The organism is Sphingomonas sp. LC-1 (assembly GCF_025371035.1).
Lineage (GTDB): Bacteria > Pseudomonadota > Alphaproteobacteria > Sphingomonadales > Sphingomonadaceae > Sphingomonas > Sphingomonas sanguinis_E.
The window spans coordinates 269622-285835 of record NZ_JANZXB010000004.1 but is presented as its reverse complement, the minus strand read 5'-3'; the positions used below and the strand labels follow the sequence as shown (position 1 = coordinate 285835).

At 67.7% G+C, this 16214-nt stretch carries 16 protein-coding genes; 8 read left to right on the top strand and 8 right to left on the bottom strand.

Features of this window, described 5'->3' with window-relative positions; genetic code table 11:
• The first annotated feature begins 137 nt into the window (after positions 1-137).
• The 4 genes from serA (at position 138) to NZL82_RS08420 (ending at position 4740) form a co-directional block, all read left to right on the top strand.
• Complete coding sequence (gene serA, locus NZL82_RS08435) at positions 138-1715, top strand: phosphoglycerate dehydrogenase (RefSeq protein WP_261269307.1); 1578 nt, start codon at positions 138-140, stop codon at positions 1713-1715.
• Between the two features lie 177 nt (positions 1716-1892).
• Positions 1893-2234: an endonuclease domain-containing protein gene (locus NZL82_RS08430; RefSeq protein WP_261269306.1), complete on the top strand. Its 342-nt coding sequence runs from the start codon at positions 1893-1895 to the stop codon at positions 2232-2234.
• Positions 2231-3337: an ATP phosphoribosyltransferase regulatory subunit gene (locus NZL82_RS08425; protein WP_261269305.1), complete on the top strand. Its 1107-nt coding sequence runs from the start codon at positions 2231-2233 to the stop codon at positions 3335-3337. Before NZL82_RS08430 ends, NZL82_RS08425 begins: the two co-directional genes overlap by 4 nt.
• Positions 3338-3450: 113 nt before the next feature.
• A complete protein-coding gene (locus NZL82_RS08420; protein WP_261269304.1) occupies positions 3451-4740 on the top strand; it encodes an adenylosuccinate synthase in 1290 nt (429 codons plus the stop codon).
• A 153-nt stretch (positions 4741-4893) separates the two neighbouring features.
• On the opposite strand, the gene NZL82_RS08415 is transcribed toward NZL82_RS08420, so the two are convergent.
• The 6 genes from NZL82_RS08415 to NZL82_RS08390 all read right to left on the bottom strand — a co-directional run bounded on the left by NZL82_RS08415 (position 4894) and on the right by NZL82_RS08390 (position 9921).
• Positions 4894-5322 (bottom strand): hypothetical protein, encoded by a 429-nt coding sequence (locus NZL82_RS08415; protein ID WP_261269303.1) that lies wholly within the window; start codon positions 5320-5322, stop codon positions 4894-4896.
• 62 nt (positions 5323-5384) lie between these two features.
• Entirely contained in the window at positions 5385-6452 is a 1068-nt protein-coding gene (gene aroC / locus NZL82_RS08410; RefSeq protein WP_261269302.1) for a chorismate synthase, read from the bottom strand.
• Positions 6449-6994: a GNAT family N-acetyltransferase gene (locus NZL82_RS08405; RefSeq protein WP_261269301.1), complete on the bottom strand. Its 546-nt coding sequence runs from the start codon at positions 6992-6994 to the stop codon at positions 6449-6451. Before NZL82_RS08405 ends, aroC begins: the two co-directional genes overlap by 4 nt.
• Before the next feature lie 200 nt (positions 6995-7194).
• Positions 7195-7986, bottom strand: a complete 792-nt coding sequence (gene fabI / locus NZL82_RS08400) for an enoyl-ACP reductase FabI (RefSeq protein ID WP_261269366.1) — start codon at positions 7984-7986, stop codon at positions 7195-7197.
• 8 nt (positions 7987-7994) lie between these two features.
• Positions 7995-8966, bottom strand: a complete 972-nt coding sequence (locus NZL82_RS08395; RefSeq protein ID WP_261269300.1) for a YihY/virulence factor BrkB family protein — start codon at positions 8964-8966, stop codon at positions 7995-7997.
• Between the two features lie 7 nt (positions 8967-8973).
• Positions 8974-9921, bottom strand: coding sequence for a J domain-containing protein (locus NZL82_RS08390; protein ID WP_261269299.1), 948 nt, complete (start codon positions 9919-9921; stop codon positions 8974-8976).
• A gap of 99 nt (positions 9922-10020) precedes the next feature.
• On the opposite strand from NZL82_RS08390, the gene NZL82_RS08385 reads away from it, so the two are divergent.
• The gene (locus tag NZL82_RS08385) at positions 10021-10251 is read left to right on the top strand and encodes a hypothetical protein (RefSeq protein ID WP_261269298.1); all 231 of its coding nucleotides are present in this window, start codon (positions 10021-10023) and stop codon (positions 10249-10251) included.
• 65 nt (positions 10252-10316) lie between these two features.
• On the opposite strand, the gene NZL82_RS08380 is transcribed toward NZL82_RS08385, so the two are convergent.
• On the bottom strand, positions 10317-11210 hold the full coding sequence (locus tag NZL82_RS08380; protein WP_261269297.1) for a transglutaminase family protein: 894 nt from the start codon (positions 11208-11210) through the stop codon (positions 10317-10319).
• Positions 11207-13675 carry a circularly permuted type 2 ATP-grasp protein gene (locus tag NZL82_RS08375; protein WP_261269296.1) on the bottom strand — a complete coding sequence of 823 codons (2469 nt, stop codon included), beginning with the start codon at positions 13673-13675 and terminating at the stop codon, positions 11207-11209. The genes NZL82_RS08380 and NZL82_RS08375 overlap by 4 nt, the downstream gene beginning before the upstream one ends.
• Positions 13676-13838: 163 nt before the next feature.
• Between NZL82_RS08375 and pdxH the strand changes: the two genes are divergently transcribed.
• Genes pdxH through NZL82_RS08360 form a run of 3 tightly spaced genes read left to right on the top strand, consistent with a single transcriptional unit; the run spans position 13839 to position 16170 of the window.
• Positions 13839-14420, top strand: coding sequence for a pyridoxamine 5'-phosphate oxidase (gene pdxH, locus NZL82_RS08370; protein WP_261269295.1), 582 nt, complete (start codon positions 13839-13841; stop codon positions 14418-14420).
• Positions 14417-15367 (top strand): cation diffusion facilitator family transporter, encoded by a 951-nt coding sequence (locus NZL82_RS08365; RefSeq protein ID WP_261269294.1) that lies wholly within the window; start codon positions 14417-14419, stop codon positions 15365-15367. Before pdxH ends, NZL82_RS08365 begins: the two co-directional genes overlap by 4 nt.
• A complete protein-coding gene (locus tag NZL82_RS08360; RefSeq protein WP_261269293.1) occupies positions 15367-16170 on the top strand; it encodes a PhzF family phenazine biosynthesis protein in 804 nt (267 codons plus the stop codon). The genes NZL82_RS08365 and NZL82_RS08360 overlap by 1 nt, the downstream gene beginning before the upstream one ends.
• Positions 16171-16214: the final 44 nt, after the last annotated feature.

Genomic DNA, 16214 nt, shown 5'->3' with positions numbered 1-16214 from the left:
CTCCCCATTGGGGAGAGGGTTGGGTGAGGGGCGGTGCTTGGCCAGGCGGCGATTAGGTCGCCCGGCCCCAACCCCTCACCCCGACCCTCTCCCCAGTGGGGAGAGGGAGAAATTCCCCTATTCCCGGAGCAATCCCCATGCCCAAAGTTCTCATCAGCGACAAAATGGACCCCAAGGCCGCCCAGATCTTCCGCGAGCGCGGGGTCGAGGTGGACGAGATCACCGGCAAGACGCCTGAAGAGCTGAAGGCGATCATCGGCCAGTATGACGGCCTGGCGATCCGCAGCTCGACCAAGGTCACCAAGGAGATCCTGGAGCACGCGACCAATTTGAAGGTCGTCGGCCGCGCCGGGATCGGCGTCGATAACGTCGACATTCCCGCCGCCAGCGCCAAGGGCGTGGTGGTGATGAACACCCCGTTCGGCAACTCGATCACGACCGCCGAACACGCCATCGCGCTGATGTTCGCGCTCGCCCGCCAGCTGCCCGAGGCCGATGCCTCGACCCAGGCCGGCAAGTGGGAGAAGAACCGCTTCATGGGCGTCGAACTCACGTCCAAGACGCTGGGCCTGATCGGCGCGGGTAATATCGGCTCGATCGTCGCCGACCGCGCACTGGGCCTGCGGATGAAGGTCGTCGCCTTCGACCCGTTTCTGACGCCCGAGCGTGCGCTGGAAATGGGCGTCGAGAAGGTGACGCTGGACGAGCTGCTTGCCCGTGCCGACTTCATCACGCTGCACACGCCGCTGACCGACCAGACCCGCAACATCCTGTCGGCCGAGAATCTCGCCAAGACCAAGAAGGGCGTGCGGATCATCAACTGCGCGCGTGGCGGCCTGGTCGATGAGGAGGCGCTGAAGGCCGGGCTCGACTCGGGTCATATCGCGGGCGCCGCGCTCGACGTGTTCAAGGTGGAGCCCGCCAAGGAGAGCCCGCTCTTCGGCACGCCGAACTTCATCTCGACGCCGCATCTCGGCGCGTCGACCACCGAGGCGCAGGTCAATGTCGCGATCCAGGTCGCCGAGCAGATGGCCGATTTCCTGGTGTCGGGCGGCGTCACCAACGCGCTCAACATGCCCAGCCTGTCGGCCGAGGAGGCCCCCAAGCTGAAGCCGTATATGGCGCTCGCTGAAAAGCTGGGCGCGCTGGTCGGCCAGCTGACGACGGGTGCGATCGCGCGCATCTCGGTACATACCGAGGGTGCGGCGGCCGACCTCAACGCCAAGCCGATGGTCAGCGCGGTGCTGGCGGGCTTCCTGCGCAACCAGACCGATACGGTCAACATGGTCAACGCGCCGCTGCTCGCCCGCGACCGCGGCGTCGAGGTGCGCGAAGTGCGGACCGAGCGCGAGGGCGATTACCACACGCTGCTGCGCGTGTCGGTCAAGACGGCGGACGGCGAGCGTTCGGTCGCGGGCACGCTGTTCGGCGATCAGGCCCCGCGCCTGGTCGAGCTGTTCGGCATCAAGGTCGAGGCCGATCTGGCCGGGCCGATGCTCTACGTCGTCAACGAGGACGCGCCGGGCTTTATCGGCCGCCTGGGCACCACGCTGGGCGAGGCGGGCGTCAATATCGGCACCTTCCACCTCGGCCGCCGCTCGGCGGGCGGCGAGGCGGTGCTGCTGCTCTCGGTCGACGAGGCGGTGGACGCGGATCTGCTCGCCAAGGTCAAGGCGCTGCCAGGCGTGAAGACCGCGATGGGCCTGGTGTTCTGATCGGTTGAGGTAAAAAAAAGCCCTCTCCCCCTCGGGGAGAGGGTTGGGTGAGGGGTGGGGGCTGGGCACAAATGTCTCGCCTCGCCTCGCCTCGCCTCGCCCCTGCCCCTCACCCCGACCCTCTCCCCGAGGGGGAGAGGGAGTGGTATGCTCTCTTGACGAGGGGGAGCTATCGACATGAAGACGGATCCGATCCTTCGAGATCGTGCCCGCGCCATGCGCCGTGAGATGACCGAACCAGAGAAACGCCTCTGGCTCATCCTGCGCGACCGGCGCTTCCGGGGGATCAAATTCTCCCGCCAAGTCCCGATCGGCCCCTATATCGCCGACTTCGCCGCGCGGTCCCACAAGCTGGTCATAGAGGTTGACGGCGATACGCATAGCGACCAATCACGCGACGCCCATCGCACCTCCACGCTGGCGCAGCATGGATATGCGGTGATCCGCTTTCAAAACGCGGATGTGATGACCAACCCCGACGGCGTGGCGCACACGCTGATGAACAGGTTTACCCGATGACCGCGCTCCTTCCCGAAGGCTATCACGACCGTCTTCCGCCCTATGCCGATGCCGCCGCATCGGTCGAGGCGCGGGTGCTGGAGGCGGCGCGGCTGCATGGCTATGAGCGCGCCGATCCGCCATCGATCGAATTCGCCGAGGCGCTGGGCTCGCGGCTGAAGGCGGGGGGGCTGCATGACGCGGTGCGCTTCGTCGATCCGGTGTCGCAGCGTACGCTCGCCATCCGGCCCGACCTGACCGCGCAGGTGGCGCGGATCGCCGCCACCCGCATGGGGCATCACCCGCGCCCGGTCCGGCTGTCCTATGCCGGCACCGTGGTGCGCCTGCGCGGCTCCGAAATCGCCCCTGCACGCGAGTGGCGGCAGATCGGGGCCGAGCTGATCGGGCTCGACTCGACGGCGGCGGCGACCGAGGTGGTGCGGGTCGCGGTCGAGGCCCTGGTCGCGGCGGGGACGACGGGTATCTCGATCGACTTCACCCTGCCCGATCTGGTCGACCTGCTGGCCGCCGGACCGTTGCCGGTCGCGAGCGATCAGGTGGCGGCGCTCCGCGATCGGCTGGATGCCAAGGATGCGGGCGGCGTCGCGGCGATCGCACCCGCCTATCTGCCGCTGGTCGAGGCCGCCGGGCCGTTCGCAACCGCCATCGCGCGTCTCCGCGCCTTCGATACCCAAGGCGTGCTCGCCAGCCGTCTCGATGCGCTGGAGGTCATCGCGGCCGCGCTGGGCGAGGGGGTGTCGATGACGCTCGACCCAACCGAGCGGCATGGCTTTGAATTCCAGAGCTGGCTGGGTTTCTCGCTGTTCGTCGCGGGGCCCCCGCGCGAGGTGGGACGCGGCGGCACCTATACCATCTTCCACGAGGATGGCGCGGAGGAGAAGGCGACCGGCTTCTCGCTCTATGCCGACGCCATCGTCGCCACCGCCCCGCCGACCGAGCGGCGGCGGCTGTTCCTCCCCTTCGGCACCGCGCCTGCGACGGGCGCCTCGCTGCGCGCGCAGGGCTGGGTGACGGTGCAGGCGCTGGACGAGGGGGACACCCCGCAGGCACAGCTTTGCACCCATATCCTCGAAGGTGGTGAGCCGCGCGCCATCGCCGGTTGACATCGGGGGCCGCGTCCCGCTAGGCGCGCCCCGCACATCTTTGGAAACCCCCCTCGCGCCGAGTCCTGTCGAAGGGCGCATGGGGTCCGTCCGGCAGGCGGAGCATAGCATCCATGGCAAATGTAGCAGTCATCGGCGCGCAATGGGGCGACGAAGGCAAGGGCAAGATCGTCGACTGGCTGGCCGAGCGCGCCGACATGGTCGTCCGCTTCCAGGGCGGGCATAATGCCGGTCACACGCTGGTCGTCGGCGAGAATGTGTACAAGCTGTCGTTGCTTCCCTCGGGCATCGTGCGCGGCACCCCCAGCGTCATCGGCAACGGCGTCGTCCTCGACCCCTGGGCGCTGAAGGCCGAGATCGAGCGGCTGGGCGAGCAGGGCGTGAGGGCCACGCCGGACACGCTGCGCATCGCGGACAACTGTCCGCTGATCCTCCCCATCCACCGCGATCTCGACGGTCTGCGCGAGGATGCGAGCGGTGCGGGCAAGATCGGCACCACGCGGCGCGGCATCGGCCCCGCCTATGAGGACAAGGTCGGCCGTCGCGCGATCCGCGTCTGCGATCTGGCGCATCTGGATGACCTGGGGCCGCAGCTCGACCGCCTCTGCGCGCATCACGACGCGCTGCGCGCCGGGTTCGGCGAGCCGCCGATCGATCGCGAGCGGCTGCTGGCCGATCTGCGCGAGATCGCCGATTTCGTCCTGCCCTTCGCCAAGCCGGTGTGGCGCGACCTCAACGAGGCGCGAGCGGGCGGCAAGCGCATTCTATTCGAGGGTGCGCAGGGGGTGCTGCTCGACATCGATCACGGTACCTATCCCTTCGTCACCTCGTCCAACACCATTGCGGGTGCGGCGGCGGGCGGCTCGGGCCTGGGGCCGTCGGGCGTCGGCTTCGTGCTGGGCATCGCCAAGGCCTATACCACCCGCGTCGGATCGGGCCCGTTCCCGACCGAGCTGGAGGACGAGACCGGCCAGCGGCTGGGCGAGCGCGGGCATGAGTTCGGCACCGTCACGGGCCGCAAGCGGCGTTGCGGCTGGTTCGACTCGGTGCTGGTGCGCCAGTCGGCGGCGGTCGGCGGTATCACCGGCATTGCGCTGACCAAGATCGACGTGCTCGACGGGTTCGACGAGGTGAAGATCTGCGTGGGCTACAAGCTGGGCGACCAGACGCTCGATTATTATCCGACCCATGCGGCGGATCAGGCCAAGGTCGTCCCCGTCTATGAGACGATGGAAGGCTGGCAGGAATCGACCGCTGGCGCGCGGAGCTGGGCCGACCTTCCGGCGCAGGCGATCAAATATATCCGGCGGATCGAGGAACTGATCCGCTGCCCGGTGGCGCTGGTTTCGACCAGCCCGGAGCGGGAGGACACGATCCTGGTTCGCGATCCGTTCGCGGATTGATTTGCGAAGGCCCCGGCGAGAGTCGGGGCCTTTTTTCTTTTCAGGCGGAGTCCCTTGGCCTTCGACTTGGCTCAGGCCACGGCCCACACCCAAATAAAAGGCCCGGCCGCTTCCGCGACCGGGCCTTTCCCGTAGTGACTCACCCGAAAGGGATCAGCGCATGCCGCCGCCGCTGCTGGTCGGCGGAGTGGTGGTGCCGCCGCTCGTCCCGCTGCCGACCGAACCGCTGGTCGTCGCGTCGCTGCCCAGCGAGCCGCTGCCGGTCGTGGTGGACGAACCGGTCGCGTCAGGCAGGGTCGACGGCGTGTTTACCGTGCTGTCCGGCGTGGTGGTGCGCGCACGGCTCTTGGAGCGGGTGGTCGAACGCGTCGTGGTGCTTGGCGTCGTCAGCGTGTCACCGGACTGGCCCATGGTCTGGCCGGGCAAGGTGGTTTGTCCGGGCATGGTCTGGCCCGGTACCGTGGTCTGGCCCGGTACCGTGGTCTGGCCCGACATGGTCCCAGTTGCACCGCCCGACACCTGCGCAAAGGCGGCGGCGGGTATCAAAAGGGCGCCAGCGGCGATCATGTGCTTGATACGCATCGATTCTCTCCTGCTATGTTCTCGTCTTGGTTAACGAGGCAGGAGAACGTCCGTTCCTCTATTTAACCACACTGACCGCGATGAAGCAACGCCTGATCGGCTAAAACCAGCGCGACCATCGACTCCACAACCGGAACGCCGCGAATGCCCACACAGGGATCATGACGGCCCTTGGTCGCGATCTGCGTTTCCTCGCCGGTGCGGGTGATGGTGTCGACGGGGGTCAGGATCGAGCTGGTCGGCTTGAACGCGACGCGCATCGTCACCGGCTGGCCGGTGGCGATCCCGCCCGCGATGCCGCCGGCATGATTGGCCAGGAATTGCGGGGTGCCGTCACCGATCCGCATCGGGTCGGCATTCTGCTCGCCGGTCAGCGCGGCGGCGGCGAACCCGTCGCCGATTTCAAAGCCCTTGACCGCATTGATGCTCATGCAGGCCGAGGCGAGTTCGCTGTCCAGCTTGGCATAGAGCGGCGCGCCCCAGCCGGCGGGAACCCCGGTCGCTTCGCACGCGACGACCGCACCGACCGAGGAGCCCGACTTGCGGGCGCCGTCGACGATCGCTTCCCAGCGTTCCGCCGCCGCCGCATCGGGGCAGAAAAAGGGGTTCGCGTCGATCTGCGCATCGTCAAAGGCATCATAGTCGATCCGGTCGCCGCCGATCGATTCGACCCAGGCGCGGATGCGGACCTGTGGGATCACCGCCCGCGCGACCGCGCCCGCCGCAACCCGCGCCGCCGTCTCGCGCGCCGAGGAGCGCCCGCCGCCGCGATAGTCGCGAAAGCCGTATTTCGCGTCATAAGCATAGTCGGCATGGCCGGGGCGATAGGCGAGCGCGACGTTGGAATAGTCTTTCGACCGCTGGTCGACATTCTCGATCATCAGGCTGATCGGGGTGCCGGTGGTCTTGCCTTCGAACACGCCCGACAGGATGCGGACCTGATCGGGCTCGCGGCGCTGGGTGGTGAAGCGGCTGGTGCCCGGACGGCGTTTGTCGAGCCAGGGCTGAATATCCTCCTCGGACAGCGCGATTCCCGGCGGGCACCCGTCGACCACCGCGCCCAGCGCCGGGCCATGGCTCTCACCCCAGGTGGTGAAGCGGAACAGGCGACCGAAACTGTTGAAACTCACGCTGCGTCTCCAAGCCGGGCGAAGGCGGGGGCATGGGCGGCGGCGCCCCGCACGCCGCAGGGGATCAATCCGCCCTGTAGCGGCACCGCCAGGAAATAGTCGCCCCCATAGGGGCTGTCGAAACCGCTCGCTACGTCCGCCGCGAATCCGAAGCGACCGTAAAAGGCGGGATCGCCCAGCGCGAAGCACAGGACGACGCCCTCCTGCTCCAGCCGCTCGATCCCCGCGGCGACCAGCGCCTCGCCGACGCCCTGTTGCCGCCAGTCGCGCGCGACGGCGATCGGGGCGAGCGCGACCGCGTTGATCGGCTTGCCGCCGATCTCGACGCTCATGCGGCTGAAGGCGATCGCGCCGACCAGCGCGTCCGTCGCCTCGTCGATCGCGACCAGCATCAGCACCATGTCGCCTTCGACGCACAGGTCGCGGACCAGCGCGGCTTCGGCGGGGGCGGGAAAGCTGGCGACCAGCAGCGCGTCGAGCGCGGCGACGTCCTGCCCTTGGGCGGGGCGGATGGTGATGGCAGCGTTGGGCTGTTCGGACATGGGTTCGTCTTTAGCGTCGCCGGAGCGCAAGGCGCGATAGATAATGTTGGCCGCTATTCCTCCCCTGGAAGGGGAGGTGGCAGGGCGCAGCCCTGACGGAGGGGTGTAGCCGGTGGAGAGAAAGGGCTTCGCTCGCAGAGCGCGACACCCCTCCACCAGCTTCGCTGGTCCCCCTCCCCTTGCAGGGGAGGAAGAGTTGATTACGCCAGCGCGATGTCCGGCGCGTCCTCGGCCTTCATGCCGATGACGTTGTACCCGGCGTCGACATGGTGGATCTCGCCCGTCACGCCCGACGACAGGTCGGACAGCATGTACAGGCCAGCGCCGCCCACATCCTCGATCGTCACGGTGCGACGCAGCGGCGAGTTCAGCTCGTTCCACTTGAGGATATAGTTGAAGTCGCCGATGCCGCGCGCGGCCAGCGTCTGGATCGGGCCCGCGGAGATCGCGTTGATGCGGATATTCTCCGGACCCAGATCGACCGCGAGATACTTGACGCTCGTCTCCAGCGCCGCCTTGGCCACGCCCATGACGTTGTAATGCGGAATGACCTTTTCCGCGCCATAATAGGTCAGCGTCAGGATCGAGCCGCCCTCGGGCATCATCGTGCGCGCGCGCTGGGCGACCGCGACCAGCGAATAGGCCGAGATGTTCATGGTCATCAGGAAATTGTCGAGCGTGGTGTCGTAATAGCGCCCGCGCAGCTGCGACTTGTCGGAAAAGCCGATGGCATGGACGACGAAGTCGATCGTCGGCCATTCCGCCTTCAGGTCCTCAAACAGTTTGTCGAGCGACTCCATCTCGGAGACGTCGCAGTCGAACAGGCGCGCCACGCCAAGCTGTTCCGCCAGCGGGCGCACCCGCTTCTCCATCGCTGCACCCTGATACGAAAAGGCGAGCTCCGCGCCCGCCTCCGAAAGCTGCTTGGCGATGCCCCAGGCCAGCGATTTGTCATTGGCCAGGCCCATGATGAGCCCCCGCTTGCCTGCCATCAATCCGTTCACGCCGTTACCGCTCCTGCCGGTTCACTGTCTTCAATCGCCCTCTCTAGCGCCGTTTCCGGTGGTTCCGCCAGTGCCGCGTTCAAATGCGCGCCGAAAACCAGGCCCAGGCCGATGAGATAGAAGAACAACAGCATCACGACCACGCCCGCCAGGCTGCCATAGGTCAGGTCATACCCGCCCAGTTGCGCCAGCACCACGGGCAGCAAGGCCGTCATGCTGACCCACCAGGCGGCGGTGAACAGCGCGCCGGGCCATTTGGGACAGTCGCTTTCGCGATATTTGGAGGGCGTGACGGAATAGAAGAGCATGTAGAGCGCGCCGAACATCACGGCGCCGGGAATGAAGCGCGACAGGCCGACCCAGCCCGCCACGTCCTGCGCGAAGGGTACGAGGCGATAGATGAACTGTTCCGCAGCGGTCAGGATACCGGCGGCGAGGAAGGATAGCAGCGCGATGATGACCGAGGCGATGATGACCAGCGTCGAGGACAGCCGCGAGCGCCAGAAGGCCGCCGTCGCCTTCACCCCGTAAGCGCGGTGGAAGATGTCGCGGATCGTCTCGATGAAACCGCCCACCGTCCACAGCCCGACCAGCCCGCCGAGCCATAGCAGCGAACCGGTTCGCGCCGCCAGGACATCGGAAATGGGCTTTCGCAGCAATTCGCTGACATCGGGCGGCAGCACATGGAGAAAGCCTTCCACCGCATGCTGTGTCTCGTTGCTCTGTCCGAACAGAGAAAGGAGCGCGGCAGTGGTGATGAAGAAGGGGAACAGCGTCATCAGCGCCAGATAGGCCAGGTTCCCGGCATGGATGAAGCCGTCGTTGAACACGCCCAGGCTGGTGCGTTTCAGGACCTCGAAAGCATAGGAACCCGGCCGGACCTTGGCGATCTGCCGGTCCAGCCGTCGACGGGCCTTGCCATGATAATGTGCACGTTCTTCAGGGGTCAGGCCGGTCGCATCGCTCATGGAACGATCAGACGCCCATGGCGGCCCTCGGGTTCCTGCCATCGGTCCATTCGGCGGCAAAGCGTTGCAGCGCTGCATCATCGGCGGGGATGTCGATGATCAACGTGATCAACTGGTCGCCGCGCCCGCCATTCTTCTTGTGAAAGCCCTTGCCCTTCAGGCGCAGCGTCTTGCCCGACGTAGTGCCCTTGGGCACGGTCAGCATGACCGGGCGCTCGACGGTGGGGGCCTTGATCTGTCCGCCCAGCACCGCTTCGGTCAGCGAGATGGGCAGGTCCAGGCGGACATCGTCGCCGTCACGCGTGAAGAAGGCATGGGGGCTGACCTCGATCGTGACGATCGCATCGCCCGCGCCGCCCGCGCCGGGTTCGCCCTTGCCGGCCAGTCGCATCTGGGTACCGGTCTCGACCCCGGCGGGCAGTTTCAGGTCGATGGTCTTGCCATCGCCCAGCGTCACCCGCTGCGCGCTGAGCGTCGCGGCGTCGGCAAAGGGGACCTTGAGCGCATAGGCGATGTTGTTGCCCTTCTGCGCGGGCCGGCGGCCGCCGCCGAAACCGCCAAAGCCGCCGCTGAACCCGCCGCGACCGGCCCCGCCGAACATCCCCTCAAAGATGTCGGACATGTCGGCACCCTCGCCGCCAAAGTCGAATTGCTGGCGAAAGCCGCCGCTGCCCGCACCGGGGCGCGGGCCGCCGCCACCCATGCCGCCACCATAGCCGAAGGGCGAGGTGGGATTGCCGTCACCGTCGATCTCGCCGCGATCGAACCGGGCGCGCTTGTCCTTGTCGTTCAGCAGGTCATAGGCATTGGTCACCTGGCTGAACTTCTCGGCCGCCTTGGGATTATCCTTATTGCGGTCGGGATGCAGTTCCTTCGCCAGCTTGCGATAGGCTTTCTTGATATCGGCTTCGCTGGCCGTGCGGCTCACGCCCAGCGTCTGATATGGATCGGCCACTCTTTTCCCCGTTGGCAGTGTCTTATCGATCTATGTGGGGCAGTCCGCGCCGGAGCGCAATCCGTGCCCCGTGCGTTGCAGCCGGGAAGGAGACGGATCATGACCCAGCCGATGCAGGCCGTCGATAAGGACGGAAAGAAGGGCGCCCCCGACGGCGTCTCGGACACACCCGGCAAACATGGCGGCGAAAGCCAGGGCGGCGGATATGAAGGCGTGCCCGAACGCAAGGGCGACTTCCATGGCGGCCAGAGCGGAGCGGCCTATCATGGATCGGGTGGCCACCCCGACCCGGACAAGGACAATCCCAACGCAGTGACCGAGGACGGGTAGACGCTTCTTACTCCGCCCTCCGTTCAGATCGAATGGAGGGCGGGGCAGGGCGAAGGGGCAATCCGCTACCCGGCCACCAACTCCCCCAGCGGTGCGACATCGACGCTGACGTCCATCTTCTGGGCGCCGGAGCCTAGCACGACGCCGTCGACCGGCGCGATCTCGGCATAGTCGCGGCCGACCGCGACGATGATGTGGTCGCCTGCCATCCAGATGCCGTTGGTGGGATCGACCCCGACCCAGCCATGGGCCGGCCCGCCCCAGATCAGCACCCAGGCATGGGTCGCGTCCGCACCGACCAGCCGCGCCTGACCCGGGGGCGGCAAAGTGCGGATATAGCCCGAGGCATAGGCCGCCGGGATGCCCGCCGCGCGCAGGCCCGTGATCATGATCTGCGCGAAGTCCTGGCACACCCCGCGACGCTGGTGGAACGCGTCGGCTGGGGGCGTGTCCACCAGCGTCGCGGCGGGATCGAAGGCGAATTCGCGCTGGATGCGGTTCGCCAGCGCGAAGCCCGCCTCCAGCGCACCCCGTTCCGGTGATAGGTCGGCGGAGCACCATTCGGCGATGGCGGGGTCGAGCGGGATCAACGGCGATGGGAAGATGTAATTGGCCGGGCCCGCCGGCGACAGGTCGCGGCTGGACCGCGCCAGCGCGGATACCTCCGCCAGCGTGGGATCGTCGGACGAAGGGATCGGGACGGGGCGATCGACCAGCATCCGCGCCCGGCTCTCGATCGTCAGGCTGCGCACCGGGCGATCTACCACCAGCCGGGTGACATGCGCCAGTCCCGCCTCGGCGCGGGCGGAACGGGTGCGACCGACCGGCTCGACGATCAGGTCATAGCTTTCCAGCGTCTGGCCGGGCCAGTCGATGGGTTTGAGGCGCAGATTGCACCGCGCATATTTGACCTGCGCACCGTAATCGAAGCGGGTGATGTGGCGGATGTCGTAGATCATGCGAGGGTAAGTCCCCCGGCGCGCAACGGCTCCGCCCCTTGCAGGAAATAGCGGCGCGCGATCGCCTCCGACAAGAGGCCCAGCCGCCGCTCGACATCGCCCAGCATGTCGGCGTCGAGCGTGCGGGCGTCCGCCGTCTCCACGGCGGCGCGGATGGCGATGGCCTGCGCCTGCTGCGGCTCGGCCATGTCGTCGTCGGACAGGACCGGCAGGCGCGACAGGCAGTCGGCGATGCGCGCGGTCTGATAGGCGAGCGCACGGGGATTGTTGGGATCGAGCGCGACCAGATCGACCACCGCGATGCGCGCCAGACCGGTCGGATAACGCTGGCGATAGCTGATCTGGCTGTTGGCGAGGTCGAGCAGGGTGGACAGATCGTCCGCCGATGCTCCCGCCATGCCGAACAGCCGCGTCGCGCGGGCGACGGCGATCGCGCGTTCGACCCGGCGGCCCAGGTCATGGAACCGCCACGCGGTCGTCCGCACCATATGCTCGGCGGACAGACCGGCGATCGCGGCATAGCGGCGTTGCAGCGAGCCCGCCCGGTCGAGCATCCCGGCATGGCTGGGGAAGGGGGCTTCCAGCAATCGCACCATGTCGGCGGACAGGCGATCGCGCGAACCCTCGCTGATCCCGCGCGCCAGCCGGTTGATGCGGGCGACCGAGTGCCAGCCTTCATCCTCCATCGCGGTCCGCGCGAACTGGGTCAGGGCGGCGCGGTGCAGGCTGTCGGGATGCGGTGCCGCGCCCGCGCCGGTGATCAGGCCGACCAGCCGCCCGACCGTACGCGTGTCGAGTGCCGCGCCGCCGTCCACATCGATCGAATTGCCCAGCATCACCCGGATCGCCGCAAGCAACGCCTCGCCGCGTTCCAGATAGCGTCCCAGCCAATAGAAATTGTCCGCCACCCGGCTGGGCAACGTCCCCGGATTGCGCCGGACATGCAGCGAATCGGGGGCGGCGAGCAGCGACATCGGCGCCACCGGCTCCGGCCCGTGGATACAGACATCGGCGGACCATAGGCCTTCGCCGATCATCGCGGCGGTCGCCTCGGGATGGTCGCCGATCCGCCCGAAACCGCCGGGCAGGACCACCCATTGCCCCTCGGCATCGCGCGCCGCGAACACCCGCAGCGTGAAGGGGCGCGGTTCCAGCCGGTCGTCGATGACGACGGGCATGGTGGACAGGTGCACCATCTCCTGCCCCACATAATCCTGTGGGCGCTTGGCCATATCGGCAAGGAGCGTGGCCCGCGCCTCGGCGGACAGGCCGGCTCCCGCCCGGGCACCGTCGGGCAGTCCGAGCGGCCGCGGCCCGAAGGCAGGCGCGATCAGCATCCGGTCGAGATTCGCGGTGACATGCGCCGCCTGCGCCGAGCCGCCGCACCACCAGGTCGCGATGGTCGGCAGCTTGAGCGGCTCACCCAGTATCTCCTGCGCCAGTACCGGTAGAAAGGCCGAGAAGGCCGGGCTCTCCAGCACGCCCGCCCCCGGTGCGTTGGCGATCACCACCTGCCCTTCGACATAGGCGTCGATCAGGCCGGGCACGCCGATCTGCGAATGGCTGTCGAACGCCAGCGGATCGAGCATCCGGGGATCGAGCCGCCGCCACAGCGCATCGATCCGCTTCAGCCCGGCGACGGTGCGGACATAGACCTGTCCCTCGATCGCGGCGAGATCGGCCCCTTCGACCAGCAACAGGCCCAGATAGCGCGCCAGATGCGCCTGTTCGGGATAGCTGGGGTTGAAACGCCCCGGCGTCAGCAGCCCGATACGCGGGTCGGCCCGGCGGCACTGCGCGGCGAGCCCGGCGCGAAAGGCGGCGAAGAAGGGCGCGTGCCGCTGCACGTTCAGCCGGTTTTGCAGGCCGCCCAGGGTGCGGCTGACCGCCAGCCGGTTCTCCAGCGCATAGCCCGCCCCCGCCGGATTGCGCAGATGATCGGCCAGCACCCGCCACTCGCCATCGGGGCCGCGCGCCAGGTCGAAGGCGACGAAGCTCAGATGATGGCCGCCCGGCGGCATCACGCCGACCATGGGGCGTAGGAAATAGGGACTGCCGGTCGCCAGCGCGGCGGGAATATGGCCTCGTTCCACCAGGTCGCCGGGGCCGTAGAGATCGGCCAGGATCGTCTCCAGCAGCGTGGCGCGTTGCTTGACCCCTGCCTCGATCCCCGTCCATTCGCCGATGTCGATCAACAGGGGAACCGGGGAGACCGGCCAGGGGCGTTCGTCCGTCTCGCCGATGATGCGAAAGCCGGTGCCGATGTCCGCCGCGTGCCGTTGTACGCGCTCGCGGGCATGGGCCAGGTTGCTGGCGACGGCGGCCAGTTCCTCCAGCATCGCCGTCCAGGCCGGATCGCCCGATCCCGCCAGCACGTCCGCACCGGCCGCGGTGTCGCGATAGGCCGCGATCCAGGCGGCGGCTTGCGCAGGGCTATCCTCGGAGGGCGTGACGCTGAAGTCCATGGGGGGCGGAAAATCGCCGCATCGGCCCCAGGTTGCAACAGATGATTGGGAAAACATGACGAAGGTGCCATAAAATCATGGTTGCCCGCGGTGGCGCATAGGCGATTCAGCGTTTCCGTTCGCGACATTGGTTTTCGGCCGTCACGGGCGTATGGACGCGCGCATGGCCGACGATCCCTTTGCCCTGTTCGATCTCTGGTACGCCGAAGCGCGGAGCAGCGAACCCAACGACTCCAACGCGATGGCATTGGCGACGGTCGATGCGGCCGGCCAGCCTTCGGTGCGGATGGTGCTGCTCAAGGGCCATGGCCCACAGGGTTTCGTCTTCTATACCAATCGCGAAAGCCGCAAGGCGCAGGAACTGGGCGAGGGGAGCAAGGCCGCCTTGCTGTTCCACTGGAAATCGCTGCGCCGCCAGATTCGGATCGAGGGGCCGGTGAGCCGCGTGACCGACGCCGAATCCGATGCCTATTTCGCGAGCCGGAGCCGGGACTCGCAGCTTGGCGCCTGGGCGTCGGAGCAATCGCGCCCGCTGGCCGATCGCGCCACGTTCGAGGCGCGGTTCGAAGAGATGCGCGCTCGGTTCGAGGGTGGCGACGTGCCGCGCCCGCCGCATTGGGGGGGCTATCGCGTCACCCCGCAGCGGATCGAATTCTGGCTCGACCGCGAACATCGCCTGCATGAGCGCCGCGTCTTCGCCCGCACCGGCGAGGACGGCTGGGAGGAAGGGTTGTTGTTCCCGTGACCCAGGACGAACGCAAGAAGGTCATTCCGCTCGCCACCAGGGCGGCGCTGGCCAGCGTCGCGATGGCGCTGTTCCTGCTGGCGCTCAAGAGCTTTGCGGCGTGGCGGACCGGATCGGTCGCGATGCTGGGGTCGCTCGCCGACACCGCGCTCGACCTGCTCGCCAGCCTCGTGACCCTGTACGGCGTCCGGCTGGCGGCGACGCCCGCCGACCATGACCATCGCTTCGGCCATGGCAAGGCGGAGGCACTGGCGGCGTTGTTCCAGGTGGCGCTGATCACCGCCTCGGCGGCGGGCATCGCGTGGCGCGCGGTGATGGCGCTGGGCGCGGACAATCCGACCAGCGATGCAGAATTCGGCATCGGCGTGTCGGTGGTCGCGATCCTGGCGACGATGGTGCTGCTCGCCTATCAGCGCAGCGTGATCCGCCGCACCGGGTCGGTCGCGATCCTGGCCGACAATGTCCACTACCAGTCGGACGTGCTGCTCAACGGATCGGTGATCGTCGCGATGGTGCTGGACCAGTATTTCGGCTGGCACGGCGCGGACCCGGTCTTCGGCATCGCCATCGCGTTGTGGCTGGCCTGGGGCGCGTTCCAGGCGTCCTCGACCGCGATCGACCAGTTGATGGACAAGGAATGGTCCGACGACCAGCGCGCCGCATTCCTTGATGTCGCCGCACGCCAGCCGGGGCTGAAGGGCATTCACGACTTCCGCACCCGCCGCTCGGGGAGTCACGACTTCGCGCAATTCCATATGGAGGTGGAGCGCGAGCTGACCGTCGCCGCCGCGCATGACATTGTCGAGGGCGTGGAACGCGCACTCCGCCGCGCCTTCCCCAAGGTGGAGGTGCTGATCCACCTCGATCCCGAAGGCCATGTCGACACCGACAATCCATTGGTCGAGGCGGATGTGACGCCGCACTGGTTCGGCAAGCGGGTCTATTGATGCGCATTCCGTTCGCGCAGGTCGACGCTTTCGCCTCGGCCGCGTTCGGCGGCAATCCGGCGGCGGTGATGATGCTTTCCGGCTGGCCGGACGATGGCTTGTTGCTGGCGATCGCGCAGGAGAATAATCTGTCGGAAACCGCTTTTCTGGTCCCGGCAGACGGCGGCGAGGCGGATTTCGAACTTCGATGGTTCACGCCGGGCGACGAGGTGGAAATGTGCGGCCACGCCACGCTGGCGAGCGGCCATGTCGTGCTGTCGTCCGATACCGTGCGTGAGCGGGTGCGGTTTGCGACGCGCCATGCGGGGGTGTTGGAGGTGGCGCGTGACGGGCTGGGCTATAGCCTGTCGCTGCCCGAGCGTGCGCCGCTGCCCGAGGCGCTGCCCGGTGTGGTCGAGGCTTTGGGCGTGCACGGCGTCGTGGAGACGTTGCGCCATCCGGCGGGCTATGCCGTTATCGTCGTGGACGATGCGGAGAGGGTTCGGGCTTGTACGCCGGACTTTGCCGCACTGGCCGATGCGGGCCGTTATGTCGTCATCCTGACCGCGCGTGGCGGCGAGGGGGAGGCGGATGTCGTCAGCCGGGTCTTCGTGCCCGCCTTCGCCATCGATGAGGATCCGGTGACGGGTTCGGCGCATGCGGTGATCACGCCGTACTGGACGGAAAAGCTGGGGCGCGAGTCGTTCGTGGCGGAGCAGGCGAGCGCGCGTGGCGGGCGTTTGACCTGTCGACTGGTGGGCGACCGGGTGGTGCTGGGCGGCGGGTGCGTCACGGTGATCGAGGGGACGTTCCTGCTGCCGTAAAGGTTTGGCGAGGCCTTCGATTTCGCTCAGGCTGAACGGAGGTT